This is a genomic window from Paenibacillus ottowii (assembly GCF_006874425.1).
GTDB lineage: Bacteria > Bacillota > Bacilli > Paenibacillales > Paenibacillaceae > Paenibacillus > Paenibacillus ottowii.
In genome coordinates, this window is record NZ_VIJZ01000008.1 from 13,346 (window position 1) to 29,635 (window position 16,290).

General features: G+C 46.3%; 17 protein-coding genes and 1 other annotated feature. Of the genes, 1 reads left to right on the top strand and 16 read right to left on the bottom strand.

All coding sequences use genetic code 11. The features are described from left to right. Positions 1–492 carry a signal peptidase II gene (gene lspA, locus FKV70_RS18135; RefSeq protein WP_063210154.1) on the bottom strand — a complete coding sequence of 164 codons (492 nt, stop codon included), beginning with the start codon at positions 490–492 and terminating at the stop codon, positions 1–3. Between the two features lie 235 nt (positions 493–727). On the opposite strand from lspA, the gene FKV70_RS18140 reads away from it, so the two are divergent. Continuing rightward, positions 728–1,462: a TraR/DksA C4-type zinc finger protein gene (locus FKV70_RS18140; RefSeq protein ID WP_142613742.1), complete on the top strand. Its 735-nt coding sequence runs from the start codon at positions 728–730 to the stop codon at positions 1,460–1,462. Between the two features lie 18 nt (positions 1,463–1,480). Here the strand turns inward: FKV70_RS18140 and FKV70_RS18145 are convergent, their stop codons facing one another. From FKV70_RS18145 to FKV70_RS18215, 15 genes are all read right to left on the bottom strand, one after another. Next, positions 1,481–1,873, bottom strand: coding sequence for a DUF5665 domain-containing protein (locus FKV70_RS18145; protein ID WP_244310783.1), 393 nt, complete (start codon positions 1,871–1,873; stop codon positions 1,481–1,483). A gap of 139 nt (positions 1,874–2,012) precedes the next feature. Continuing rightward, on the bottom strand, positions 2,013–5,102 hold the full coding sequence (gene ileS / locus FKV70_RS18150; protein WP_142613743.1) for an isoleucine--tRNA ligase: 3,090 nt from the start codon (positions 5,100–5,102) through the stop codon (positions 2,013–2,015). A 78-nt stretch (positions 5,103–5,180) separates the two neighbouring features. Next, positions 5,181–5,460: a binding site (T-box leader), on the bottom strand. 169 nt (positions 5,461–5,629) lie between these two features. Next, complete coding sequence (locus FKV70_RS18155) at positions 5,630–6,139, bottom strand: DivIVA domain-containing protein (protein WP_013311075.1); 510 nt, start codon at positions 6,137–6,139, stop codon at positions 5,630–5,632. Between the two features lie 172 nt (positions 6,140–6,311). Beyond that, positions 6,312–7,094 (bottom strand): YlmH family RNA-binding protein, encoded by a 783-nt coding sequence (locus tag FKV70_RS18160; protein ID WP_142613744.1) that lies wholly within the window; start codon positions 7,092–7,094, stop codon positions 6,312–6,314. Positions 7,095–7,102: 8 nt separating this feature from the next. Continuing rightward, positions 7,103–7,360: a YggT family protein gene (locus FKV70_RS18165; RefSeq protein ID WP_063210150.1), complete on the bottom strand. Its 258-nt coding sequence runs from the start codon at positions 7,358–7,360 to the stop codon at positions 7,103–7,105. A 7-nt stretch (positions 7,361–7,367) separates the two neighbouring features. Continuing rightward, entirely contained in the window at positions 7,368–7,820 is a 453-nt protein-coding gene (locus FKV70_RS18170; RefSeq protein ID WP_063210149.1) for a cell division protein SepF, read from the bottom strand. After that, complete coding sequence (locus FKV70_RS18175; RefSeq protein ID WP_142613745.1) at positions 7,811–8,512, bottom strand: YggS family pyridoxal phosphate-dependent enzyme; 702 nt, start codon at positions 8,510–8,512, stop codon at positions 7,811–7,813. The genes FKV70_RS18170 and FKV70_RS18175 overlap by 10 nt, the downstream gene beginning before the upstream one ends. A gap of 8 nt (positions 8,513–8,520) precedes the next feature. Continuing rightward, positions 8,521–9,405: a peptidoglycan editing factor PgeF gene (pgeF, locus tag FKV70_RS18180; RefSeq protein WP_142613746.1), complete on the bottom strand. Its 885-nt coding sequence runs from the start codon at positions 9,403–9,405 to the stop codon at positions 8,521–8,523. A gap of 82 nt (positions 9,406–9,487) precedes the next feature. After that, positions 9,488–9,826 (bottom strand): YlmC/YmxH family sporulation protein, encoded by a 339-nt coding sequence (locus FKV70_RS18185; RefSeq protein ID WP_142613747.1) that lies wholly within the window; start codon positions 9,824–9,826, stop codon positions 9,488–9,490. A gap of 124 nt (positions 9,827–9,950) precedes the next feature. After that, positions 9,951–10,733, bottom strand: a complete 783-nt coding sequence (sigG, locus tag FKV70_RS18190; protein ID WP_142613748.1) for an RNA polymerase sporulation sigma factor SigG — start codon at positions 10,731–10,733, stop codon at positions 9,951–9,953. A gap of 96 nt (positions 10,734–10,829) precedes the next feature. Then, complete coding sequence (gene sigE / locus FKV70_RS18195; RefSeq protein WP_044785336.1) at positions 10,830–11,570, bottom strand: RNA polymerase sporulation sigma factor SigE; 741 nt, start codon at positions 11,568–11,570, stop codon at positions 10,830–10,832. 110 nt (positions 11,571–11,680) lie between these two features. After that, entirely contained in the window at positions 11,681–12,667 is a 987-nt protein-coding gene (spoIIGA, locus tag FKV70_RS18200) for a sigma-E processing peptidase SpoIIGA (RefSeq protein WP_142613749.1), read from the bottom strand. A 192-nt stretch (positions 12,668–12,859) separates the two neighbouring features. Then, positions 12,860–13,984: a cell division protein FtsZ gene (ftsZ, locus tag FKV70_RS18205; RefSeq protein ID WP_019688024.1), complete on the bottom strand. Its 1,125-nt coding sequence runs from the start codon at positions 13,982–13,984 to the stop codon at positions 12,860–12,862. Between the two features lie 67 nt (positions 13,985–14,051). Then, positions 14,052–15,323 (bottom strand): cell division protein FtsA, encoded by a 1,272-nt coding sequence (ftsA, locus tag FKV70_RS18210; protein WP_142613750.1) that lies wholly within the window; start codon positions 15,321–15,323, stop codon positions 14,052–14,054. 199 nt (positions 15,324–15,522) lie between these two features. After that, positions 15,523–16,287 (bottom strand): cell division protein FtsQ/DivIB, encoded by a 765-nt coding sequence (locus tag FKV70_RS18215; RefSeq protein WP_063210144.1) that lies wholly within the window; start codon positions 16,285–16,287, stop codon positions 15,523–15,525. Between the last annotated feature and the right edge of the window lie 3 nt (positions 16,288–16,290).

A 16,290-nucleotide genomic window follows, 5' to 3' on the forward strand; every position in this document is an offset into this window, starting at 1 on the left:
CTATGACTTCCCTTCAACGCTATCATTGCCATTCCCTTTTTCCCGACGTGATTCCAGCAATGTATCTAAAATAATCAGTGCAACACCGATGACAATCGCCGAGTCTGCCACATTAAAAATCGGGAATGTGTAGCTTCCAAAATTGAACTGCGCAAAATCAACCACTTCTCCCGAGATAGCCCGATCTAGAAAATTACCGACCGCTCCCCCAAGCACCAAACTTAGCGCCACAGGCAGCAGCTTCTGCCCAGCTTTGACTGTTTTTCTCAGGTACCATACGATACCGATCACGACTACAATTGTAATCACGATAAAAAGCCAGCGTTGTCCTTCCAAAATCCCAAAAGCGGCTCCACGATTACGATGGGAAGTGATTAAAAAGAAATTACCGATGACCGGTATTTGCTCATACAATTCCATCCGCGTAGCTACCAAATATTTGACTCCCTGATCAATCAAAAAAATAATTAACGCAATACCAAAATAAATCACAGTCCTTCGTCACTCCGATCCGCTTATATCCGTTGTCGAACCCATTTATTGTAGCATAAGCCTTCTCAGATCGTCCACGAGTCCCGCCGGCTATCCAGCACAGTCCATACATGGAATGAACTCGATCACATTTGATTAGAATTTCCTATGTAAAAGAGGTCTTCCCGGTGCACACTACAAGGAGCATACCTGACACAACGCAATGCATGTAAATCTTGAACAAGGAGAGGATTCCATGTCCCCATTGACGGAGCAACAGTTGCAGGGCTTGCGTAACGAACTGCTCGAACGCAAAAAGGAAATTGAGCATCGTTTGCAAAACAACGACCATTACGGACTCGGCGATTCTCAACGCGATCAAACTGGTGAGCTTTCTCCCATTGATAACCATCCAGGCGATCTGGCTACCGAAACCTATGAGCGAGCCAAAGATATTTCCTTACTGGAGCATGACGAGTTTCAATTGGAACGGATCAAATCAGCCTTGATGGCTATGGACAAGGGAACCTATGGGATCTGCGCTGCCAGCGGTAAACCCATTCCCTATGAACGCCTGCTGGCTGTTCCCTACACCATTTACTGCAAAGAATACAATCCGGAAACCGAAGTATCCAACAATCGTCCGGTAGAAGAGGAATTTCTCGCTCCTGCGTTCGGTAGAACAAGCCTGGATGAGCGTGAAGAACAAAACGGCTTTGACGGTGAAGATGCTTGGCAGATCGTTGAAAACTGGGGTACCTCTAACTCCCCAGCCATGGCGGAAAGTGGAGAAGTCCACAGCTATGATGATATGGAAATTGAAGCCGGCGATGATAATATGGGCTTCGTAGAGCCATATGAAAGCTTTGTCGCTACTGACATTTATGGCAGAAATGTCTCCATTGTCCGCAGTTCTATTTATCAACGATATTTAGAAGACGGTGAGGGTGAAGGTCTGCTGGAGCCAGATATGCACGAGGACGAATCGTAAGCTTAACAGTGAAACGTCCTAGTAGGTGGTAAGCTCTAATTGTCGCTGTACGATGCGTACAATATCAGCGATATAATCACCGATAATCGGCAAATTCAGGGCTCCGAGCACCTGCAGCACATATATAATGGTAGCGGCAAAAAAGGTAAAACCCAGCGCGATGCCGACTCCCCTGGAAATTCCTGATATTAGATTTAGCCAAAGTAATCGCCAAGGCTTATTCAGCAGCAAAGCGTAATCTGCAATACGTGTACGTTCCATCTGCTCTGACACAGTCCGTACCAGCTTTTCCACACGATTTAATTTCTCTGCCTGGTCACCTGCTATTCCCTTATCTGAGGCTACGACAGCTTTTTCTCTTCTCATCCCTTTGAGATACCTTCCCTGTCTGCGCCTTGACCGTGCTGTCATATGCACAATCCCCCTTTTCCCATGGCTGCCCCGAACGCAGCAAACGAGCCGAAGCACGTAACGGAGGAAACCCGTTTCCGATGCTTAGGCTCGTTTTATATGCTGCCTGTTATTGTATTATGGGACAGGGGGCTTGTAATTATTCCCCAATATGAACGCCGATGGTTTTGCCGTTCACTTCTACATGTTCTGCCGGTTCGGCTTGACCAAACGTCACAGTGGTCACCAATACGTTCTCACGCAACACAGAGTCAAAGCTTTCAATCGCCTGGCGCAGCTCGTTGTCTACATCCAACGTCAATGCCACATACTTTTCAATCGGCAGATCCAGCTTTTTACGGTAGTCTTGTACCGCGCGAACCACTTCACGTACCCAGCCCTCTTGCTCAAGCTCAGGCGTAATGTCTGTGTTCAACGCTACCGTTAAGCCATAGCCAGAAGCAGATGCGAAACCTTCCTTCGCTTTTTTCTCCACCAGCAATTCCTCGGCTGTAACTTGCAGCTCTTCCCCTTCTGGAGAAGTCACATTCAGCACTCCTTTTTCTACAACAGAACGTGTGTCCTCCGCAGACATTCCTTTGAAAAGGTTTTGTAGGAATCCAACATTTTTGCCGTATTTCTTACCTGCTACCTTCAAATTCAGCTTCAGTGTAAAATCTACAAACCCGCTATCGTCCGTCTCCACATGGATATGCTTCACATTGATCTCATCTTTGATGATTTCCTCATAGCCACTCAGGTCAAAATCCTGATCCATAGACAGGATCAACTCAGACAACGGTTGACGCGTTTTCAAACCTGTTTCGTTACGGACATTGCGTGCTAATTCAACGACGCGACGTGCTGTTTCCATATCTCGTTCCAGTTCCAGATCAATTAAGGATTCATTGGCAGACGGATAGTCATCCAGATGAACACTTTCCCCCTTGCTCAGGTTGAGATAAATATCCTCAGCAAGCAGCGGTGTGAACGGTGCAAGCAGCTTCGCCGTCGTTAACAGCACCTCGGTCAGTGTACGATATGCATCCAGCTTATCTTCTGTAAGCCCATTGCCCCAGAAACGATCGCGTGAACGACGGATATACCAGTTACTCAGCTCATCCACAAACGACTCAATCGCTTTGGATGAGTTCAGGAAGTCATTGGAAGATAATGCTTTGTCCACGACCAAAATCAGGCTGTTCAGACGGGACAAAATCCAGCGATCCAACTTGTGTGCCGACGGCTTGAATGGGTGCTGTGCCGGATCATATCCGTCAATATCCGCATACAAGGTCAGAAATGCGTGTGTATTGACAAGCGTATCTACCAGCTTCGATTTGGCTTCGCCTACGATGCCTTTGGAAAAGCGTTTGCTATTCCATGGTGCGCTGTCGGAGAGCAACGCCCAACGGAAAGCGTCTGTACCGTACTCGTCAATCACTTCCCACGGATCGATCACATTTCCCTTCGATTTGGACATTTTCTGCCCCTGCTCATCCAGTACATGGCCTGTTGCCATGACAGCTTTGTAAGGAGCCTTGCCAGTCAGCATCGTCGAAACTGCAAGCAAGCTATAGAACCAGCCACGAGTCTGGTCAATGCCTTCACAGATCATATCTGCTGGAAATTGCTGCTTAAACGTTTCATTATTCTCAAAAGGATAATGATGCTGTGCAAACGGCATAGAGCCGCTATCGAACCATACGTCGATAACTTCCGGTGTGCGAGTCATTTCGTATTTACCGCATTGGCTACGAACCTTGATATCATCTACATATGGTTTGTGTAGCTCGATATCCGCCGGTACGTCCCCAATCGCACGTTCTCTCAATTCAGCAATACTGTGAGGTGCGAACTGTTCTCCAGTTTCCTCACAAACCCAGATGTTGAGCGGTGTACCCCAATAGCGATCACGACTGATGTTCCAGTCCACTAGTTCCTCCAAAAACTTGCCAAAGCGTCCTTCGCGTACATGACCTGGGTACCATTCAACTTGGCTGTTGTTAGCAATCAGTTGATCCTTGATCGCAGTTGTTTTGATAAACCAGCTGTCCATCGCATAGTACAATAATGGAGTATCGCAGCGCCAGCAGAACGGATAACTGTGCTCATATTTTTCCTTGCTGTACAACAAACCTTTTTCGGACAGCATTTTCACAATATCTACATCGCAATCTTTCACAAAACGACCTGCAAAATCAGTGATTTCAGCTACATAGTTACCTTCAAGGTCCACTACGTTGATAAACCCAACGCCATTTTCACGGCATACGCGATAGTCATCCTCACCATGTGCCGGAGCCATATGAACGATACCTGTACCGCTGGAGTCTGTTACGAACTTCGCGCCCAGAATTTGGTTACCCTTTTCCACCTGAAAATAAGTAAATGGCGGGGTATACGTTTGGCCAACCAGTTCTGAGCCGGACAACGTACCAATCACTTCATGATCGCCTTTAATTACGTCCTCAACCAAATTTTTGGCAACGATGTACACACCATCTTCCTGCTTAACACGTGCGTATTCCAGCTCAGGGTTAACCGCGAGCGCCACGTGACTCGGCAAGGTCCAAGGTGTTGTCGTCCAGGCAAGTACATATTCACCACTGCTATGCAGCTTGAATTTGGCCGTGGCACTCAGATCCTTTACATCTTTATAGCCCTGTGCAACTTCATGAGAGCTTAGCGTTGTCTGACAATCCGGGCAATACGGACTCACACGATGACCACGATATAGCAGATCTTTTTCATGAATCGTCGCCAAAATGTTCCATACGCTCTCGATATAGTTATTGTCCAGGGTAATGTATGGATGATCGAGGTCTGTCCAGTATCCGATCGCTTCAGTTAAATCGCGCCACTGCTGCTCGTACTCGAACACGCTCGCCTTACATTTTTTAATAAACTTCTCAACGCCATATTCTTCAATTTCAGGTTTGTGGGAGATCCCCAGTTGCTTTTGCACACCCAATTCTACTGGCAGGCCATGCGTATCCCAACCTGCCTTACGTACGACACGGTATCCCTTCATGGTCTGATAGCGGCCAACAAAGTCCTTAATTACACGACCCAACACATGACCGATGTGCGGTTTGCCGTTAGCAGTTGGTGGACCCTCATAAAACACAAAATTGGGTTTTCCTTCACGATGGGTGATGGATTTACGGAATGTGTCTTCCTGCTTCCATTTGCTCAGGATGCGCAGGTCACGGGACCGTGCTTTTTCTTTGACATCCACTCTGTTCATAACGTCATACTTCCTCTCTGCTCATCATTGATTGTTCTAGCGTACCAAAAAAAGCAACAAAAAAAGCCCCATCCCTGTAAAAGGGACGAGACTGTGCTCGCGTTACCACCCTGATTCCGTAAACAGACCATTCTTAAGAAGACGATCTGGTCACGACTCTCTGAGCCCCACTCAACTTCAGCAGGGCGCCATTATAACGCATGGCAGACGGTGATTGCTTACACACGCCATAAAATCAAGCGCTTCAGCCCACTTCTCCGGGAGGATCTTCAGTCATGTTCTGAACGTTGGCTTGCACCGGAAGGCCAACTCTCTGAGGGACAAATCATGACGTACTCGTTCCCATCAACGAATTAAACATGTTAAATTCATCGAAATATTAAACCAGCAACTTCGTTGCCTTGAATAACAACCATCAGCCGATAGACGGATGATCGTTGAATCCAGTATAGTATTTACAGTTATAGCCTGTTTAAAGATAAAAGTCAACCCTAACAAGACCTAAAAAAGCTTGTCAGAAATCAAAATTAGTAAATTTCTTTCATTTCACGCTCGCGCTCCAGCACTTCGCGTTCCCGGTTTTCAAGTGCTTCCCAACCGTCTTGGCTTAACAAATCGAGCTGTGCTTCCACCAATGTACGAAACCGTGCTCGGTAAATTGAAGCCTGCTTCTTCAGCTCTTCTACCTCCAACGCGATTTTGCGGGATTTGGACAATGCTTCGTTCACAATACGATCCGCATTTTTTTCCGCTTCCTTCACGATCAGTTGAGATTCTTTCTTGGCGTTGTTGCGAACTTCATCAGCTGCTTCCTGCGCGACAATAATTGTCTTGCTCAGCGTATCCTCAATCGTCGCGAAATGATCGAGCTTCTCCTGTACGTTCAACAACTGGGTGCTCAATTCTTTATTTTCTCGAATAACGCCCTCGTAATCCTTGATCACCTGATCCAAAAATTCATTAACCTGATCCTCATCATAACCGCGAAGCCGGCGGGCAAATTCCTTATTATGTATATCCAATGGCGTTAATGGCATGCCGTCCACCTCCTATAAGATTGACAAAAAATTCATTTTCCGCGTCACGACGCTCATTATCATCTATCGGTCATCATAACCCGTTTTGTGAATACTGTACAGAGCAAAATCGTTCCAGTTCTGCGCTATAGCTTATTTCTTTCGACAGAATGCTCATAAATCCTGCCTACAGCTATACAAACTTACCAATTTTGACACGGAATCTACCCCTTTTTGTCATTCCGTCTGTTTCGAGCACCTTGAAACGCCCAAATCCTTGCATGGAAATAACGTCCCCCACTTTAAGTGAAGTAGATGGATTCTCCTTCACCTTCCAGTTTACCCGACATCGTCCTGCTCGAATCGGTGCTAATATTTTACTACGACTCAATTTGTATACATCGCTAGCAATCCCGTCCAAGCGCAAAGAGGCCACTGTCAGATCCATCGCCTCTAATGCAACTTCCTTCGTTCGGAGACTTGCTACTGGCAACAGTTCCGTCCATACATGAACACGATGCACCTGCTGCAAATGCATGGTCAAAAAGTCTCCGATCTCGGATGCTACCAATACATGACAGCCATCATCCAGGACGTGAATGTCCCCTATTTTTCCACGCTTGATTCCAAGCCCCAATATGGCACCTAGATAATCACCATGCTCAAGGGTATTGAGTTTATGATCATCAGAAGTAATGGAAAGGACCTTAATTCCCATTTCTTCATCATCCAAATACGAATAATCGGGCGCAATCAGCGCCCGCTTTCGTTCTGAAGCTGTGTATCCGCCATCTACCCTGATCGTGACCTTGTCTTCCTTCGAAGCAAGCGTCTCCAATATGTACTGTTGTCGCGGATCCAAAAAATCAGTCAGCTTCTGCTCATGATAAGCTCCCGCATGACTGATCCATTCGGAAGCGCGATCCACATAATCCCGTTCATCCGGGTGAAAATGCTCATAAATCTCAGTTCGCATAAACCCTCCTAGACGAAATTGCCAATTAAAGAAATCAAACCATACGATGCAAAACGCAGCGCAATCAGCGCTATAATAGGTGAAATATCAATCATCCCGAAGATGGGCGGTATAAACCTGCGGAAAGGAGACAAATACGGTTCCACAAATTTAGCAAGTAAATCACCGATCACACTCTCTCTGGCATTAGGAAGCCATGACAGCAGAACATATGCAATGATCATGTACGAATAAATCTGAAATAGCCAGTAAATTACCTCGATCAAGAAAAGCTCACCTCATTCTGTTAAGTTCTTGTTCAGTGTCAGCCAGTATTTCTGTAATGGAGCCTTGAATTTCAACCGTATCCGGTGTGCACAGAAAAATATTGTTACCGACCTTGGAAATGCCGCCACTCAGTGCATACACAGTACCACTCAAAAAATCAATGATACGTAGAGCCTGATCCTTGCGAATTCGTTGCAGGTTAACCACGACGGTGCGATGTGAACGGATATGATCGGCGATTTCCTGTGCTTCATCGTAAGAACGCGGCTCATACAGAACAACCTTCACATTTTTCTGTGAATGGATACTCACAACATTCGTGCCCCTCTGGTTCTTACGTTTATCAAAGCTTGGGGTTTCAATTTCTTGATCTTCCGGCGTATTCATAATCTCTCGCTCTATAACTTCCTCTTCTTCCTGAAGCCCCAGAAAGTTCATGAACTTATTCATTACGCCCACTGAAAATCCTCCTCTCCTCCGACCAGTACGGAACCAAGCCGCAACCAGGTCGCTCCTTCTTCAACCGCCACTTCAAAATCATTGGACATCCCCATAGACAAGTGAACGATAGGTTCTCTAGTCAAGGCTTGTCCATTTAACTGATCACGCAATTCGCGCAACCCTCGAAACACAGGTCGAGTATGTTCTGGGTTCTCCTCATGAGGAGCCATCGTCATCAAGCCGATGACGTCCACATGTTTCAACTCGCGAATTTGTTCCAAGAAGGGGGCAACCGCCTCGGGAGATAAGCCATATTTTGAGACTTCTCCGGAAATATTGACCTGCACAAAAGCCTGAACTCGCAGTCCCAGTGCTGCTGCCTTCTTGTCCAATTCCTGAGCGAGCGATAAGCGATCAAGCGAATGTATAAATTTAAATTTTCCAATTACATCTTTAACCTTATTCGTTTGGAGATGACCAATAAAATGCCACGTTCCCCGGTCACCCAACTTGCTCCATTTATCCGCAGCATCCTGCCAGCGATTTTCGCCCACATGCTCCAAGTCGTTATCCAATACCGATGCCATTGCCGCCGCCGAAACATATTTCGTGACAGCGATCACATTTACTTCATCACGCGAACGTCCGCTGCGGGCACATGCCGCTTCAATACGGGCGTTGACTTCTTTAATTCGTTCCTCCAAAGACACGGGAGGACTCACCTCTCTTCCAGACCAATCCAGCTCGCCATTCTTCCTGTAACGCCGCCTTCCTTGCGATACGAAAAAAACAAATCGCTGCGGCTACTTGTACACAAGGTAGTACATTCGATATGGCTCGGCAATATTCCTGCTTTCATCATAATGTGTCGATTGCATTGTTTCAAGTCGAGTAGTGTTTTTCCGCTCATTAAGGGGAAATAAACAGAACCTTCCCATTTATCATTACCCGGGCAATCATGCTCTAAAACCCGAATTTGGTTCATCACATGCTCATCTACCTCATAGGATTCAGGACCAATGGAAGGACCAATAGCTGCTAGTATATCGGACGGTTGAGATCCATATTCGGTTTGCATGGTCTGCACCATTTTCAACGCAATTTCCGCAACCGTTCCCTTCCAGCCTGCATGCGCCAGCCCAATCACACGATGCACGGGATCACAAAAATATAATGGTACACAGTCAGCATAAAAGGACGTCAGCAAAATGCCCTGTATATTCGTCAAAAGTCCATCTGTGCCCTGAAAGGCCGATGCACGATCTAGAAAGCCACGCCCGCGATCAGCAGCCTGGACAATAGCAACATGATTGCCATGAACCTGCTCACCACATGTCCACGCTTCGGCAGCAAAGCCAAGCTGCTCAGCAACCAATCGGCGGTTGCGAATGACTTTCTCAGGGTCATCCCCTACATGAAACGCACAGTTCAAACTGTCGTATGGCGCTTCGCTGACACCGCCATGACGCCCTGTAAAACCCGCTGTTAATCCCTGAACCTGCTGCTTCCAGGATTGAATATATAACAACTCCGGCACGGGACGTCCGCCATCTTGCATGGGCGTAGTCCCTGTAGCCCCAGTATTCACTATAAACGGTTCCATTTCGCTCTCACCTCTACTGCCCAGTGTACCAAAAAGCCGCCGCTGTGTCTTCACAACATACTAAATTAAGAGTACCTGCTGTTCAAAAGCTCCGTCGGTCATTCCGTTCCTGACGTTCGATATACGATTTTTCCTCCCTTTCATCTGGTGGCTCATGCAATCCCTCCAGTCGTACAAGTACAACATCCGAGCCAATTTTCACAATGTTGCGCCACGGAATAACCAATTCGCTTCCCCCTCCAAACCAGCCCATGAATCGGCTGCTCCCCGGAACTACAATCGCTTCAATTTTCCCTTGTCGTACGTCAATCTCCAAATCACTGATTTGTGCCAGACGTCGTCCATCTACAATGTTAATGACATCCTTGGTTTGAAATTCGGAAATCTTCATGGCTCTTACTGACGTTTCCGGTGCACTCACACGCATCACATCCTTTATTTCACTATATGAGTGGAAGAGCCTAAAAAATGTCCTGTAAACGCAAAAACGATCCGCAAGGGATCGTTTTTATCACTGGATCGTTCAAGCAGTTCGCTCATTTCATTTAGGACTTTACATGCTTTTGCATTTGCTGTATAGCCGACTTCTCTAATCTCGAAACCTGGGCTTGAGAGATGCCGATTTCGTCGGCAACCTCCATTTGCGTCTTTCCTTCATAAAAGCGCATAGACAATATCATCTTTTCACGCTGGCCCAGGCGATGCATCGCTTCTCGGAGAGCAATTTCCTCAATCCATGCGACGTCCTTATTTCTGTCATCACTGATCTGATCCATCACATAGATTGGGTCGCCCCCGTCGTGATATATCGGCTCGAACAGCGAAACCGGGTCCTGAATTGCATCCAATGCGAACACCACATCTTCTTTAGGCACATTCAGCGCCTCAGATATTTCAAAAATCGTTGGTTCCCGCGAGTTCAGATTTGTCAGACTGTCCCGCACCTGAAGCGCCTTATATGCAATATCCCGCAAGGAACGGGATACGCGGATCGGATTGTTATCCCGCAAATAACGGCGAATCTCTCCGATGATCATCGGCACCGCATAAGTGGAGAACTTTACGTTTTGCGAAAGGTCAAAATTATCAATCGCCTTCATTAGGCCGATACATCCAACCTGGAACAAATCGTCCACAAACTCCCCCCGATTGTTAAAACGCTGAATTACACTCAGGACGAGCCGGAGATTGCCATTGACCAATTTTTCTCTGGCTGATCGTTCATTATTTTGCTGAAGTGATGTGAACAGCTCACGCATTTCTGCATTGGTTAATACCGGCAGTTTGGCAGTATCCACACCGCAAATTTCCACTTTGTTTCGGGTCATCGTGTCTTACCTCCCAAGGAGCAACATTAATGTACATTATCTCCTGAGGGCATTTTTTTATTCGCCGTTTCCATCGCTTCCGGATATCCCCAAGCATTATACCATTTTATTAAATTCCTTTCGTAAGCGCTTTATAATCCGTTTTTCCAGACGCGAAATATACGATTGCGATATACCCAACAGGTCGGCAACATCCTTCTGTGTCTTCTCTTCTCCGTCTTGTAAGCCGAAGCGCAATTCCATAATCAAACGCTCTCGATCCGTCAGCTTATCCAGTGCCTTATGCAACAATTTACGGTCTACTTGCTCCTCAATATTACGGTAAATGGTATCATTTTCCGTGCCCATCACATCAGAAAGCAACAGCTCATTACCGTCCCAATCAATATTCAGCGGCTCATCAAAAGAAACCTCTGTTCTCGTTTTGCTATTGCGACGCAAATACATTAATATCTCATTCTCAATGCATCTAGATGCATAAGTAGCAAGTTTGATTTTCTTCTCTGGATCAAAAGTGTTCACCGCTTTGATCAGTCCAATAGCACCGATGGATACAAGATCCTCAATATTGATTCCCGTATTCTCAAATTTACGGGCAATATACACGACTAACCGCAAATTCCTCTCGATGAGCATCGACCGTACTGCTGCATCTCCAGAAGAAAGCTTTCCAAGCAAATACTCTTCCTCATCTCTTGTCAATGGAGGGGGGAGCGCCTCACTACCGCCAATGTAATAAATTTCTTCACTTTTCAACCCGAATAAAAATAAAATACGATAATATTGCAGCTGTAATGCTAGTCTAAATTTCATTTTTAAATTCATTTGTTCCCTCATATCATTCTCCCCCTTTTGAAAATAGTGCAAGTCAAGCCTTGCTGAGCTCCGTCCATTCCAGCATTGAATGTTTCTCCTCGTCTGTAAACCTTGTCCTGTGCTCTTCTCCATTATCCTGATTCAGTAAAATGATCCCTAGCATATACTTCTCGTTTCAGGTTTGTATCAGCCTCCCCCTCTTCGTGTGCCGTCACATCTGGATGGATAATGGCACGGTATTTGCCCTCTGCCGATAACTTTCCCCCGTCCAAGCCAATCAGCACTCGATGATGTACAAAATGGACCCCATTCATCACCACCTCTACTCGATCTGGTTTGAGTGCGAGCATAAAGGAATGACTTCGGTTAATCCCACGATAAGGGACGAGACGAACCCGATCCTGCCAGCTGAACGATTCCTCCCCCAGATCCATCACTAGCTGGTCAGCATTACCCTCAGAGCATTTTCGGAGCCAGGAGGCGGGTAGATACGATTCCCACAAAGCCGCCTCCATGACCATCACTGGGGTTCGGGTCAAAGGATCATGCAGTTGGTTGCCTGTATCCAACAAGCCTGTACACTCAATATGGTCCTGCCCAATCCACACCTGTACTTGCCCCAAAAAGCCACTCATCCTTTCGGTGCGCTGCTTGGAGGACTGAACAATACGAAAGAAGAGCATCACTCCGCCAAATGCGCATAAAATAAACCAGAATGCGATTTTCAATTCAAAAGACATTCCACCTGAAGCGGTGTACCAGATGCCATTAAACAATTCACCCGTATTTTGGAGAAAATAATGCATCCCCAAAATGCCACCTGCAGCTACAAAATTGATCATGTAAAAGGCACCCATTGTACGAAGATACTTTTGCATGCTGCCAAAGCCAAAGGCGACTAGCAGCATGATGACCGATAAGGCCAACTTAATTAGAAACGTAAATAAAAATGACAACTCCGGCACAAACATCATGACTACGTACATTGCACCAATTCCAGCTGAGGTCATCAATCGCCACCACACCGGACGGATTTTTCTCATCCAGGCGGTAACCATTAGCAACACAGCATCAATGAGCAAATTGGCCAAAAATATCAAGTCGATATAAACAACCAAGGATTCACCCGCCCAGCATTTTGCAGGATAGGCTTAAGTATAGTAGTCATACAGTTCAAAGTCTGTCTAACGGTGGGGACGGGGTCCGACTAATTTTGTCGGAAAGAGGAGAAGGGACTGACCATGCGGAATGGGGAGAAAACAGAAAGAAGCCCGCATCTCCAAGGAGTATGCGGGCTTTCTGAATTTGAACTAGTTATCGTTATTATTATTGCGTGAACGGTTACGTAAGAATGTCGGAATATCCAATTGGTCACTGCTTTGTGAGTTACCAAATGGACGCAGATTAGGAGAGGACTTTTCCGTTGCTTCGGAAGCCGCTGGGTTAGCAGCTGGTCTACGTCCTGGTGCTGGCTGGCTCGGTTTACCTTCAAAGCCAGTAGCGATCACGGTAACCTTAATCTCTTCTTTCAAGTCTTCATCAATGATCGCACCGAAAATCATGTTCACTTCCGGATCGGAAGCCGATGTAACAATCTCAGCCGCTTCATTGACTTCGTACAAAGACAGGTTGGTGCCGCCAGTGATGTTCATAATGACACCACGCGCACCCTCTATGGACGTCTCTAGCAACGGACTCATGATAGCCTTGCGCGCTGCTTCAGCCGCACGATTTTCACCTGTCGCTTCGCCAATTCCCATCAACGCGGAGCCACGCTCCGTCATGATCGTTTTTACGTCAGCGAAGTCAAGGTTGATCAGACCCGGTACAGCGATCAAATCCGAAATACCTTGTACGGCTTGACGCAAAACATTATCTGCTTCACGAAATGCTTCCAGCATTGGGGTTTTCTTGTCCACAATTTCAAGCAAACGATCATTCGGGATTACAATCAAGGTGTCTACTTTTTCTTTTAATCCCTCAATGCCAAGTTCAGCTTGATTGGAGCGTTTACGCCCTTCAAATGTGAATGGTCGGGTTACCACGCCTACAGTCAGCGCACCGCATTCCTTAGCAATTTCAGCAATGACAGGGGCCGCTCCGGTTCCTGTACCGCCACCCATTCCCGCGGTTACGAATACCATATCCGCGCCTTTGAGCGTATTCATAATGAGCTCACGCGACTCTTCAGCCGCTTTTTTACCCACATCAGGGTTAGCCCCGGCACCGAGACCGCGAGTCAGCTTATCACCAATTTGAAGCTTATGCTCAGACTTCGCTAAGTGAAGTGCCTGGGCATCTGTATTGACGGTAATGAATTCTACACCCTGAACTCCATTTTCGATCATTCGGTTAACTGCATTGCTGCCGCCGCCTCCGACGCCGATCACTTTAATTTGAGCCAAGCTCTCCATCTCAAAATCAAATTCCAACATACTATTCCATCTCCCCCTCAATGTGCATGGATGGCCCGTCCATGATTGGCATAATTAGCAATGAACGTTATATAAATTCACTGAACATATTTTTTAAGCGTTCAATCAACCCCTGCTTTTGCTCGCCTTCCGCAACGGGACTGCTGCTCTTGGTTCGGTTAGTCGGCTTCTTGGTACTACTGCCACTGTTGCTAACACTAGTCGATCTCCCGCGATAGTAACGGATAGCATTATGCAAGATACCAACTCCGCTCGTATATCCCGGATCCCTTACACCGATAAAATCAGGTACAGCGATCCTTACAGAAGCGGCTAGTTCGCTTTGTGCCACCTGAAGTACACCAGGCATGGAGACGGTACCTCCGGTAAGTATATAGCCCCCCGGAAGCTCTGTGTAACCCAAGCGCTTAACTTCCGCCTGAATGAGTTGGAAAATTTCCTGTACTCTCGGCTCGATAATAGCAGCCAAATCCTGTTGGTTGAACTCCTTATCTACATTGCTGCCGATACGGGTAACCTTAAAGACAACATCGGCTGCTGCATCATCATACCAAGCGCAGCCGTATTTGAGTTTAACTTTTTCGGCTTGATCGGTAAGGGTTCTCAGTCCGTAGGCAATATCATTGGTTACAAATTCTCCGCCGATGGGGAGTGTTGATGTGGCTACAATCGTTCCTTCCTGGAAAATGGCCACATTCGTAGAACCTGCACCAATATCCACTAGCACGGAACCCATCACCTTTTCATCCTTCGAAAGAGACAACTGTCCAGCTCCAAGGGGCAGTAAGACGAGATCTTTAATCCTTAAGCCGGCTTTCTCAACGCAGCGCAACAGATTATGTATTGGGGTCTTGCCTCCAGTAACAATCGTAGCCTCTACTTCGAGACGAACACCGATCATACCACGAGGGTCCTGAATTCCTTCAAGACCATCCACGACATACTGCTTGGCTACCACGTCAATAATTTCCCTCTCCGGTGGTACGGCGATTACTTCCGCTGCCTTCAGTACACGCTCAATGTCCTCTTCACCGATTTCGCGGTCCTCGTTGGATACGGCTACTACGCCATGACTATTTTGCAGACCAATATGATTGCCTGAAATCCCCACATACACTTCTGTTATTTGAATACCAACCATGCGTTCTGCGTGATCCACGGCGTTACGGATTGATTGCACGGTTTGATCAATGTCTACAATTGCACCTTTGCGAATCCCTTCCGAGTCGGCAGATCCAACTCCAATAATATTAAAGGTTCCATTATTCATTTCCCCAATAATAGCCCGAACTTTGGATGTACCGATGTCCAAACTAACAATGATGTCATTGTTGCTCAAGTCTGTGGCACCTCCTGACTCCAAAATGAATTTCGTTCTTTAAACACACTCTGTACATATTCAACATACTCCATGCTTTCCCTCTTTTTTCTACAAATTTTTTAGAAGCCAATTTATGGTTGCAGTCACATAAAAATTTGAAGAAAAAAGAAGGAGGCAAGTCTATTACCCATAAAATCAATTCTAGCATTTTTTCACATCACTGAGTAGTATCTTTTTCTTGGCTCTCTTCGCTCGTATCTGGTTTGAAGGGAACGTAGGAATCCGCCTCCAGCATTGTGATCACACCAGGATCTTCTGTTTCTAGTACCTGGTTCAAATAGCTAATTTTAGAGTTCAACAGCGAAACGGTTGTAATAACTTCAAACTGGGAACGCGTGTACATTTTTATACGGTCTGGAAAAGACGGAATTGGTGCAGGTATGATTTCCGAGATATCAGCTGTCCATTCTCCCGGAATGCGTGATAATGCATCACACAGCTTCGCTTTGTAGGGATCATCTGATTTCCATTTAGTCAAAATAGGCTTCTCGACCGCGATCCCACTGCTTCCCACACCCACGCTTGTCCCATTCGCTAGAATAGCACGCAGGCTCCCGTCACTTTGCAATTCGTAAGCTACCGTAGCAAACTCTTTAATGTGAATCGTAATGATACCTGGAAACTGCTTGTCCACTGTGACTTGCTGAATCGACTGAATTTCCCGCAGCTTCTCAGAGACGTCGGATGCACTGACTCCGAAATATTGATCTCCGACAGCCAGACCACTTCGATTGAGAAGTTGCTCCCGGGTCGAAAATACATTACCATCAAAACGAATTTCAGAAACCTTACTCAACGAAGAACGGAAAAAGAGAACAGCGAGCAGGACAATAAACAACAAAATGAGAAGAATAGCAATCTTCCGGCTTGTTCTTTTTTTCGTTCTGTTCTTTTTAAGAACAGGTATTTGAGCATTTGGCATAGC